General features: G+C 63.2%; 8 protein-coding genes and 2 pseudogenes. 3 read left to right on the forward strand and 7 right to left on the reverse strand.

The features are described from left to right. The 3 genes from EN914_RS11005 to EN914_RS11015 all read right to left on the reverse strand — a co-directional run. Positions 1-213: glutathione S-transferase N-terminal domain-containing protein (locus tag EN914_RS11005; protein WP_206527194.1), on the reverse strand; the 213-nt coding region annotated here is incomplete at its 3' end. A 112-nt stretch (positions 214-325) separates the two neighbouring features. Then, positions 326-1174, reverse strand: coding sequence for an EAL domain-containing protein (locus EN914_RS11010; RefSeq protein WP_024504145.1), 849 nt, complete (start codon positions 1172-1174; stop codon positions 326-328). Then, complete coding sequence (locus tag EN914_RS11015) at positions 1171-2064, reverse strand: EAL domain-containing protein (protein ID WP_013530085.1); 894 nt, start codon at positions 2062-2064, stop codon at positions 1171-1173. The genes EN914_RS11010 and EN914_RS11015 overlap by 4 nt, the downstream gene beginning before the upstream one ends. A gap of 207 nt (positions 2065-2271) precedes the next feature. Between EN914_RS11015 and EN914_RS11020 the strand changes: the two genes are divergently transcribed. After that, entirely contained in the window at positions 2272-3474 is a 1203-nt protein-coding gene (locus tag EN914_RS11020; RefSeq protein WP_024504146.1) for a pyridoxal phosphate-dependent aminotransferase, read from the forward strand. A gap of 60 nt (positions 3475-3534) precedes the next feature. On the opposite strand, the gene EN914_RS11025 is transcribed toward EN914_RS11020, so the two are convergent. Both EN914_RS11025 and EN914_RS11030 read right to left on the reverse strand, forming a co-directional pair. Beyond that, entirely contained in the window at positions 3535-5052 is a 1518-nt protein-coding gene (locus EN914_RS11025) for an MFS transporter (RefSeq protein WP_024504147.1), read from the reverse strand. A 180-nt stretch (positions 5053-5232) separates the two neighbouring features. Then, on the reverse strand, positions 5233-5628 hold the full coding sequence (locus EN914_RS11030; RefSeq protein WP_024504148.1) for a cupin domain-containing protein: 396 nt from the start codon (positions 5626-5628) through the stop codon (positions 5233-5235). Positions 5629-5938: 310 nt separating this feature from the next. Between EN914_RS11030 and EN914_RS11035 the strand changes: the two genes are divergently transcribed. Both EN914_RS11035 and EN914_RS11040 read left to right on the forward strand, forming a co-directional pair. Then, entirely contained in the window at positions 5939-7990 is a 2052-nt protein-coding gene (locus tag EN914_RS11035) for an elongation factor G (protein ID WP_024504149.1), read from the forward strand. Between the two features lie 721 nt (positions 7991-8711). Further along, positions 8712-9206, forward strand: a pseudogene (locus EN914_RS11040) (methyltransferase family protein); the annotation flags it as partial. Between the two features lie 70 nt (positions 9207-9276). On the opposite strand, the gene EN914_RS11045 reads toward EN914_RS11040, so the two are convergent. After that, positions 9277-10173: a LysR family transcriptional regulator gene (locus EN914_RS11045; RefSeq protein WP_013530079.1), complete on the reverse strand. Its 897-nt coding sequence runs from the start codon at positions 10171-10173 to the stop codon at positions 9277-9279. 79 nt (positions 10174-10252) lie between these two features. After that, positions 10253-10362 (reverse strand): annotated as a pseudogene (locus EN914_RS39170) (thioredoxin-disulfide reductase); the annotation flags it as partial.

Raw genomic sequence — 10362 nt, forward strand, 5'->3', positions numbered from 1 at the left:
GAGCAGGATGGCGTTGGATTCGGCCAGCCGCCGGCCATCGTCGAACTCGAGCAGCGGCACCATGGCGTTCGGGTTCTTGGCGACAAAGTCGGCTTTGCGTGTGTCGCCGGTGTGCGAACTCACCTCGACGTTGGTGAAGGCCAGGCCAAGCTTCGCCATCAGCAGGCGCGGCTTGTAACAATTGCCGCTGTCTATCATGCCGTAAAGTATCATGGCTGTTCCCCCGAGCACTCTCTCCGCGCGATTATCGCAGCGGCGGCGGACTCAACCAATGATTTGTTTTGTCGCGACGATCAGCGCCGCTGATGTGTGAATAGTGGCGCCCCTAGCCGAACAGCGGGACGACATTGCCGCCGGTACCCAGCAGCGTGTCGATGTTGAGTGGCTCTTCCTCGAAAACGGTCCCCGCCAAGGCTGGGCGGGCGAGGAGAAAACCCTGCAGCAGGTCGACGCCGCCTTCGAGCGCGACGCGCAGATGGGTGGGCTGCTCGATGCCTTCGACCAGCACCTTGGCGCCGCGGTCATGCAAGCTGGAAACCAGCGGGCGGAAGAACCGTTCAGCGGCAGCGTGGCGACAGAACTCCGCGAACCAGGTGCCATCGATCTTGACGATGTCGGGCTTGAGCAGGCTCACCCGCTCCTCGGTCGAGTGCCCGGTGCCGAAATCATCGATGGCGATGCGGATGCCGTCGCGCCGCATTTCGCACACCAGCCGCGCGAGAAGCGCGTCGTCCGCCGCCTGTTCGGTGATTTCGCAGACCAGCATGGCCGGCGCCAGGCCGAACTCGCCGAGATGCCTGGTCATCAGGCGAATCTCGGCCAGTGCCCGCCCGGCATGGTCGTTGATCAACGGATTGTAGTTGAAGAACAGGTCGAGCCCGTCGACGCCGATATTGCGAAAATTCCTGAGATGCAGCGCCCGGCACATGGTTTCCACAAACAGCCGGTCCGAGACGGCAACGCTTTCGAAGAACATCTTTGGCGCGCCGGGGCGGCCCGCACGGTGCGGCTCGATCAGGGCTTCGGCCGCGACCGCGTGAAGGAACCGGCCGCGCGGCGCGAAAATCGGCTGATAGGCGCTGCGCAGCCGGAACTCGCCATACATGCCGTATTCGATGCCGACTTCGTCGACCCGGATCGCATCGCCGACATTGCGCCGCCGATCACCTCTCATGTCGCCACGCGGCGCCCAAAGGCCTTGACCGGCCGCGCCGAAGGCGTTGCCACGGCAGCAGCAGACGTGTCGACGGCAGCAGCGACAGGCGCCTGCCCGGCCTTGTCGAAGACGCCAAAGCTGGTCGGCGCCAATTCGGGTCGCGCCAGCACGAAACCCTGCACCATCGACGCACCCGATTTCTCGGCGAGCTCCAGTTGCCAGCCCTCCTCGATGCCTTCGAACACCGTATGGATGCCTTGCTCCTCGAAGTTCTTCACCATGGTGGTCAGCAACGCGAAGCCGGCGCCGGACTCCATCAGCTGCGTGATCCAGTAGGCATCGAACTTGACGATATCCGGCTTCAACTCCTTGACCCGGTTGATGTCGGAATCGTCGGCGCCATAGTCGTCGACGGCGATGCGGAAACCGTTGGCTCTCAGTGCCGCGACGAAGCCGTGCAAGGCTTCCTGCGACGCCGACCGCTGCTCGGTCACCTCGCAGACGACGCGACGCGGGTCAATGCCGGCCTCGTGCAGCACGAGCCGCATCTCGCGCAAGGCAGCGTCGGCAACAGTGCGTTCGGTGAACACCGACGGGTCGAAATTGACAAAGATCGACGCTTCCCGCGGCAGGCAGGCACCGGCGTTGAGAAGATGCAGCGTCCTGGTCAGCGCCTCGATATGCAGCCGGTCGGCGGCCGGACAGGTCGAGAAGAAATTCATCGGCGATTGTGGCTCGCCGTCGCGGAACGGTCGGATCAGCCCTTCGAACGCGACCACCGACAGCTTGCCTTCCTTGAAGGCGAAGATCGGCTGGAAAGCGCTTTGCAACGTGTAGATGCCCCAGACACCGGTGGAGGTGCCGTCGTCCTGACGGATGATGTGGGCAAGCCCGACGCTGCGCGACACGGTTCCTCGCTCCGCAATTGGTCTGCGATCCTGCCACTCAAGCCTCTACCGCTCGTTAATGAATTTATTGTTGCCGACCCCTGGTCCGATCACAGCTCCTTGAGACCTGGATCAGCCGACAATGCTTGCGTTGCGCGAAATCATGCGACATGAGAAGCGCCGCGGTCGCTCCTGGCCGCGCCGATCTTCCATGGAGACGTCAAGCTCATGGCCTTTCTTGCCGACACCCTTTCGCGCGTGAAGCCTTCCGCCACCATCGCGGTCACGCAGAAAGCGCGCGAGCTGAAAAATGCCGGCCGTGACATTATCGGCCTCGGCGCCGGCGAACCGGATTTCGACACGCCCGACAACATCAAGAATGCGGCAATCGAGGCGATCCGCCGCGGCGAAACCAAGTATCCGCCGGTTTCGGGCATCGTGCCGCTGCGCGAGGCGATCGCAAAAAAGTTCAAGCGCGAGAACAATCTCGACTACAAGCCCGAGCAGACCATCGTCGGTACGGGCGGCAAGCAGATCCTGTTCAACGCCTTCATGGCGACGCTGAACCCCGGCGACGAGGTCATCATTCCTCGCCCCTACTGGGTCAGCTACCCCGAGATGGTGGCGATCTGCGGCGGCACCTCCGTGTTTGCCGACACCTCGATCGACAACGGCTTCAAACTGACCGCTTCCGTGCTGGAAAAGGCGATCACGCCGAAGACCAAATGGCTGCTGATGAACTCGCCGTCGAACCCGTCGGGTGCCGCCTATACCGAGGCCGAACTGCGCGCGCTGGCCGACGTGCTGTTGAAGCATCCGCATGTCTCGACGCTGACCGACGACATGTACGAGCACCTGACCTATGGCGATTTCGTCTTCAAGACCATCGCCGAGGTCGAGCCTAAGCTCTACGAGCGCACGCTGACCATGAACGGCGTGTCGAAAGCCTATGCAATGACCGGCTGGCGCATCGGTTATGCGGCGGGCCCGGTCCAACTGATCAAGGCGATGGACATGATCCAGGGCCAGCAGACATCGGGCGCCTGCACCATCGCGCAATGGGCATCCGTCGAGGCGCTGAATGGCCCGCAGGATTTCATCGCCAAAAACAAGGCGATCTTTCAAGGCCGTCGCGACCTCGTCGTCTCGATGCTCAACCAGGCGCGCGGCATCACCTGTCCGTCGCCGGAAGGGGCCTTCTATGTCTATCCCTCCTGCGCCCAGTTGATCGGCAAGAAGACCAAGGCCGGCAAGCCGATCGACACCGACGAAACCTTCTGCTCGGAATTGCTCGAAGCCGAGGGCGTCGCGGTGGTGTTCGGCTCGGCCTTCGGCCTCGGCCCCAACTTCCGCATCTCCTACGCCACCTCGGAGACGCTTCTGGAGGAAGCCTGCACGCGCATCCAGCGCTTTACGGCTTCGCTGACCTGAGCGGCGCGCTTTGAACGCAGAACCCGGCTTCACTGCCGGGTTTTCAATGGGCCGTCAGCCTCACGCCTCGTGCTTGGTCTCTTTGGCCGAGCGCGCCTCGGCCGGCGCCAGCACGGCAACCAGCAGTGCGGCGGTGAGGAACGCGCCTATCGCTGCCGTCAGCATGGCGGCATGAAAGCCGCCGGCATAGGCGGCAGCATAGAGTTCATGCACGCCGCTTTCGCCCATCGCCGCATCGGTTGCGAAATCATGCCGCGAAATTGCAGCACGGGCGACCGCTTCCGCGTTGGCGACACCGGCATCGCCGAGATACCCGGTCAAAAGGTTGGTTGCCCGCATGCTCATCAAGGCGCCGAGCAAGGCGATGCCGATGGCAAGACCGCTCTGGCGGGTGGCATTGATGACCGCCGACACCATGCCCGAGCGTTCGCGCGGCGCATAGGACATGGCGGCAGCGCTGCCGGTCGGGATTGCAAGCGCATTGCCGAGGCCGCCGATGGCGAACAGAAGGCACAGCGTCGCGTAGGACGTCCAAGGACCGGCCCAGCACATGCCGAGCATGGACAGGCCGATAGCAACATAGCCGATGGTCATCAGCGCGGAGTGACCATAGCGCGCGCTCAGCCTGCCGATCCACGGCGACACCACGATCTGGACGATGAAGGCCGGCGCCATGCGCAGGCCGGTCTGCGTCGGCGACCAGCCCTGCACCTGCTGTAGGAACATCGAGAAGAAGAAGACGCTGGAATAGGAGGTGAAGCCGAGCGCGAACGAAGCGACATTGGCGACGGCAAAGCGGACGTCACGGAACAGGCCAAGCGGCAGCATCGGCCGTGCCGTGCGCGCCTCGAAGCCGAGGAAAGCAGCCAGGCCGACGACACCTGCGATGAGCGCCGTGACCGTCCTTGGCTCGCCCCAACCATTCTCGCCGGCCGAGATCAGGCCAAAGGTCAGCGCCCCCAGCCACAGGATGCTGAGAGCCAGGCCGACGAGATCGAGATGGGCATGTTCGGGATGCGCCGTCTCGTTGATCGAAGCAGCACCGAGCGCGATCGTGATCAGACCAAGCGGCAGGTTGATCAGGAAGATGCTTTGCCAGCCGACGGTCTCGACCAGGATGCCACCGAGGACGGGACCAACGAGCAGAGAGATGGCGGCGAACGACGCCCAGCCGCCAATGACGCCGGCGCGCTGGCGCGCATCGGGAAAGGCTTGCGTCAGGATCGACAGCGCGCCTGGAATGAGCAGCGAGCCGGCGATGCCCTGTACGACCCGGCCAGCCAGCAGCACCGGCAAATTGGGCGCGACGGCGCAGATCAGCGAGCCGGCCACGAAGATGCCGACGCCGGCCAGCCATGAGCGCTTGCGGCCATAGCGGTCGCCGATCAGGCCGGACGACAGCATGAAGGCCGACAGGCACAGCGTGTAGGCGTCGACCACCCATTGCAGGCCGCCGAAATCGGTTTGCAACGCCTGCTGGATGGTCGGCAGCGCGACATTGACGATGCTGACGTCGAGCAGAGCCACGAACGAACCAAGATAGACAGCGGCGACCAGGGGCAAACGGTGCTTTGACATGGCTATGTCTGGACGTGAGTTTCGCAAATTACTGGCCGACGGTCAGTTGAACGGGCGGCATGGCGCTGTCGATCCGGCGACTGAGTATGGCCTGCGCCATGGTACGGGACTCGCCGCGAGTCGCCCTCTTCTGAAAATGTTGCGGCTGGAATAGAAGCCGGGTTCCTGCGGACTGAGCATTCAGCCGTCATATTGTTCCGATGTCACCGCTTCCAGCCAGTCGGCATGGACATCGTCGAGCGCCTCCTGCATGGCGATATGCGTCATCGCCGATTTCGGCGCCGCGCCATGCCAGTGTTTTTCGCCAGGCGCGAACGAGATGACGTCGCCCGCCCTGATCTGCTGGATCGGGCCGCCCCACGTCTGGGCAAGCCCGGCGCCCACCGTCACGTAGAGCGTCTGGCCAAGCGGATGCGTATGCCAGTGGGTGCGCGCGCCCGGCTCGAAGCTGACCAGCGTGGCTCGCAGCCGCGCCGGCGCCTCTTTCTCGATGATCGGCGTCTGCAGCACCCGGCCGGTGAAGTATTTTTCCGGCGCGATGACGGTCGGCACGCTGCCGCAGGCAATGATCTTCATGGGTCGATGGTCCTTCAAAACAGCGGGCGACGGGTCGCCAGCTTCAGTTTCCGCCGATATCGGCCGACGTGCAACAGCTTCCGGCTGCCAGCCCCCTATATGGCCAGCACGGGTCCACGGCCGAGCAAAGGATTTCTATTTTCCTTGCCCTGCCGGCAAACAAGTGGGACGATGGCTTTGGGCAGGTGGACTTGAAAAGAACCCCGCCCGCGACGGTCGAACAGGCCGGCCGCCGCTCAGGACCGATTGACCACGCCTGAACCATGCATGCCAGTCGGTCCTACGGGAAACGCCTGAGTGGAGGTCAGTCATGGGTACTCGCGCCGGAGGACGACGCACGGGACCGAAATGCATTGCCATAGTCGGTCCCTTCGCAAGCGGTAAGACGACACTTCTCGAAGCCATATTGGCCCGTACGGGCTCAATTCCCCGACAAAATCCCGTTTCATCAGGCAACACCGTTTCAGATCATTCGCCCGAGGCGCGCGCCCACGCCATGAGCGTCGAGGCGACGATCGCCACCACCGAATTCATGGGCGAGCAGATCACCTTCGTCGACTGTCCCGGCTCCATCGAATTCTCTTTCGAAGCCGAACCGGTGCTGACCGCCTGCGACCTCGCGGTGGTCGTGGCCGAGGCCGATGAAAAGAAGATCCCTGCCCTGCAACTGATCATGCGCAAGCTCGACGATCTCGGCGTGCCGCGCATCCTGTTTCTCAACAAGGTCGACAAGGCAATCACCGGCGTGCGCGACACGCTGAAGATGCTGCAGCCGGCCAGTGCCGTGCCATTGCTGCTGCGCCAGATTCCGCTGCGCAAGGACGGCGTCGTCATTGGTTCGATCGACCTGGCGCTGGAGCGCGCCTACATCTATCGCGAATATGCCGAAAGCGAGGTGGCGCAGATTCCCGGCGACGAGAAGGCGCGCGAGCTCGAAGCGCGTTTCTCGATGCTGGAGACGCTGGCCGACCATGATGACCAGTTGATGGAACAGCTGCTCGAGGAGATCGAACCGCCCAAGGACGCGATCTTCGACGATCTCGCCGCCGACCTGCGCGACGGCGCGGTGACCCCGGTGCTGATCGGCACCGCCGAGAAAGGCAACGGCGTGCTGCGTCTCCTGAAGGCGATCCGCCACGACGCGCCTGACATCGAGGCGACCCGCAAGCGGCTCGGTGCACCCGACGGCGCGGCTACCCTGGTCCAGGTGATGAAGACCATCCACACCTCGCATGGCGGCAAGCTGTCGGTGTCGCGCATCCTCTCCGGCCAGGTCGTCGACGGTTCCGAACTCTGGCTGCCCGGCGGCGACACGGCCAAGGTTTCCGGCATCTACCGGATGCTCGGCAAGGACCAGTCCAAGCTCTCCATCGCCAAGGCCGGCGATACGGTCGCGCTGGGCAAGCTGGACGAGGTCAAGACCGGCCAGACGCTGAGTTCGGCCAAGGGCGGCATCAAGCCGCTCGTCCAGTTCGAGCCGCCGCAGCCGGTCTTCGCCTTCGCGCTCCGTCCCAAGGAGCGCAAGGACGAAGTGAAGATGTCGGCTGCCATCCAGCGGCTGGCCGAGGAGGACCCCTCGCTCAGCCTGCGCCACAACCAGGACTCGGCTGAAACCGTGCTGTCGGGCCATGGCGAGATGCATCTGCGCGTGGTGCGCGAGCGGCTGGAAGGCAAGAACCAGATACCGGTCGAAGGCCATCCGCCGGCGGTGCCCTATCGCGAGACGATCCGCAAATCGGCGCAACAGCGCGGCCGTCACAAGAAACAGTCCGGCGGACATGGCCAGTTCGGTGACGTGGTGATCGAGATCAAGCCGCTGCCGCGCGGCTCCGGCTTCGAGTTCACCGACACCATTACCGGCGGCGTCGTGCCCAAGACCTACATCCAGTCGGTCGAGACCGGGGTGCGCGACTATCTGAAATCCGGGCCGCTGGGCTTTCCGGTCGTGGATGTCGCAGTCAACCTGTCGGACGGCTCCTACCATGCGGTCGATTCCTCCGACATGGCCTTCCAGATGGCGGCCAGGCTGGCAATGAAGGAAGGCATGGCCGCGTGCTTGCCGGTGCTCCTGGAGCCTGTGATGAAGGTCGAGATCGTCACACCCTCCGACGCCACCTCGAAGATCATCGCTCTCATCCCGCAACGGCGCGGCCAGATACTCGGCTACGACGCGCGGCCTGGCTGGCCAGGATGGGATGTCGTCGAGGCAACCATGCCGCAAGCCGAGATCGGCGACCTGATCATCGAGTTGCGCTCGGCGACCGCGGGCGTCGCCAGCTACCGTGCCGTCTTCGACCACATGGCCGAACTCACCGGCCGTCTGGCCGACGAGGCGATGAACACCAACGGCAAGGCTGCCTGATGGCGTAGCGTTCCTCTCGAACCTGATTCGAGGGGGACAAAAGAAAACGACGTCCGGCGGGGACCGGACGTCGTTTTGTTCGCGGACCGTTTCCTTGGGAGGTAAAACGGCAGGTCCGCCGCATTTGGTGCCGCCGAGTTCGGCGGAAAAAACGGTTCGGACGCGGTAGCCGCCTGAGCCCGGGCCGTACGAGTGATGCCCCCATCTCCCGTCCGAACCACACCGCGTCCTATGATCCACATAGCAGGTCGCGGGCGTCCGGGCTATGTTACCAGAGGTTACATGTCACCGTTACGTGGCAATTGTGATGGAATTTTTTGCCGGCCCAGCAGAGCACAGGCAACAAAAAAGCCGGATCAATGAAGATCCGGCTGAGTTTGATTGGAGTGCCTGTTAAGGCTAACCTCCAGAGGGGAACACTCGAGGGCGCTAATGGGAGGAGAACGCACCCAGGAGATGATCTATATATGTGCTCATCATGCCCAAGAAACAAGCATCTATTTTGCAACACACGCATGCAAAAAGGCGCAGGCTGTGGTCTAACCCATTCCAGAAGCCAATAGGACCAACAGAATCGTCGAAATGGGCCGCCGAATCGGGCAATTGCAACTACAGAATCGCCGATCTCGCTGGCTTTCGGCTCAAAATGCCAAAACCGGGCAATGATGTGGAAGCAGGCAGCAGGCGTGCATTTCTGAGGCAATCGGGGAGGAAGCAGCCAATGCGGACGTTTTCGGCGATCGCCGGCAGTGCGGCCTTCTTCATCGCGACGCCCTGCGTGGTTGCCGGGCTGGTGCCCTGGCTGTTGACCGATCGCTGGGGCTTGCCGTGGTCTGGTCTGCCGGGCTTTGTCCCTGTCGGCGGGCTTCTGATCGCCGTCGCGATCGCAGCACTGCTGCATGCCTTCGGTCGATTCGCGCTTGAGGGCCTCGGCACGCCCGCTCCGGTCGCGCCAACCGAGAGGCTGGTGATCGGCGGCATCTACCGTCATGTCCGCAACCCGATGTATGTCGCCGTGCTGTCGATCATCCTCGGCCAGGCATTGCTGTTCTCGAGCTGGACGCTGGCCGCTTATGCGGTCATCGGCGCGATCGCCATGGGCTCTTTCGTGCGGTTCTACGAGGAGCCGACTTTGGCTCATCGGTACGGCGCCGAATACGACGCCTACCGCCGCAACGTACCCGGCTGGTTGCCTCGACTGTCGCCCTGGCGGGGGTTAGGTGAAACCGGCAGCGCCGTCTCAGGGCATGTTGAGGCTCAGGTCGGGCCAGGCAATCGACATGTCCTTAGAATGACCAGCTTCTCGCCTTGGCGATGATAAAGTCCCGGAACACGTGCAGCTTGGCCTGGTTCTTCATCGCGTCCGGATAAGCAAAATAGGTGTCGAAAGACGGCACCTCGGTCTCTGGCAGCAGCTGCACGAGGTCGGAGTCCTTGCTGATCACATAGTCGGGCAGCATGGCGATACCGGCACCGCCCTGCACCGCCCGCTTGATCGACAATATGTCGTTGATCTGCAGCGTCGGCACTCTTTGTCCGCCTTCGAAATCACCGACCGTTTCCAGCCAGTTCAGCTCCGACAGATGCGACGGCACCGGCACGCCGAAGGTGACGATGCGATGGGCCTTCAGCTCGGCGACGGAAGACGGCCTGCCATGCTTGGCGACATAGGATGGGGCCGCGTAGAGGTGGAAATGCACGGTGAACAGGCGGCGCTGGATCAGGTCCGGCTGCTGCGGCTGGCGCAGCCGAATGGCGCAATCGGCCTGGCGCATGGTGAGATCGAGCTCCTCGTTGGCGAGGATCAACTGCAGGCTGATTTCAGGATAGAGTTCGATGAATTCCTGCACCCGCTCGGTTAGCCAGCCGGCGCCCAGCCCCACCGTCGTCGTTACCCGCAGCACGCCCGACGGGCGATCCTTGGTCTCGGTCAGCCGGGACTTGATGGTCTCCAGCTTCATCAGCACGTCATGCGCCGTGCGAAACAGCATCTCACCCTGCTCGGTCAACACCAGCCCGCGGGCGTGGCGGTTGAACAGCGGCACGCCGACATCATGCTCGAGCGCGCTGACCTGCCGCGAGATCGCCGATTGTGACAGATGCAATGTCTCGGCCGCATGGGTAAACGACCCCGCCTCCGCCGCAGCGTGAAACACGCGTAGCTTGTCCCAGTCCAACGCCATGATTCCCCTCGTTCTGTTTTGGCGTCTGAATGAAAAATCAGGCTTTTACACGGCGTTTCTAAGCCGCTCTCTGAACTCTCTACTCGGCCGCTTCGCGATGCACTTCGATGCCGGCCAGATACTTCTCCGCCTCGAGTGCGGCCATGCAGCCAAGCCCCGCTGCCGTCACCGCCTGGCGGTAGATATCGT

This window comes from Mesorhizobium sp. M7A.F.Ca.CA.001.08.2.1, from assembly GCF_003998455.1.
Classification (GTDB): domain Bacteria; phylum Pseudomonadota; class Alphaproteobacteria; order Rhizobiales; family Rhizobiaceae; genus Mesorhizobium; species Mesorhizobium ciceri.

Excerpts from the sequence above, each read along its gene's own strand:
- EN914_RS11010 (WP_024504145.1), bottom strand. The coding sequence starts at position 1,174 with ATGAGAGGTGATCGGCGGCGCAATGTCGGCGATGCGATCCGGGTCGAC.
- EN914_RS11020 (WP_024504146.1), top strand. The coding sequence starts at position 2,272 with ATGGCCTTTCTTGCCGACACCCTTTCGCGCGTGAAGCCTTCCGCCACC.
- EN914_RS11025 (WP_024504147.1), bottom strand. The coding sequence starts at position 5,052 with ATGTCAAAGCACCGTTTGCCCCTGGTCGCCGCTGTCTATCTTGGTTCG.
- EN914_RS11030 (WP_024504148.1), bottom strand. The coding sequence starts at position 5,628 with ATGAAGATCATTGCCTGCGGCAGCGTGCCGACCGTCATCGCGCCGGAA.
- EN914_RS11035 (WP_024504149.1), top strand. The coding sequence starts at position 5,939 with ATGGGTACTCGCGCCGGAGGACGACGCACGGGACCGAAATGCATTGCC.
- EN914_RS11045 (WP_013530079.1), bottom strand. The coding sequence starts at position 10,173 with ATGGCGTTGGACTGGGACAAGCTACGCGTGTTTCACGCTGCGGCGGAG.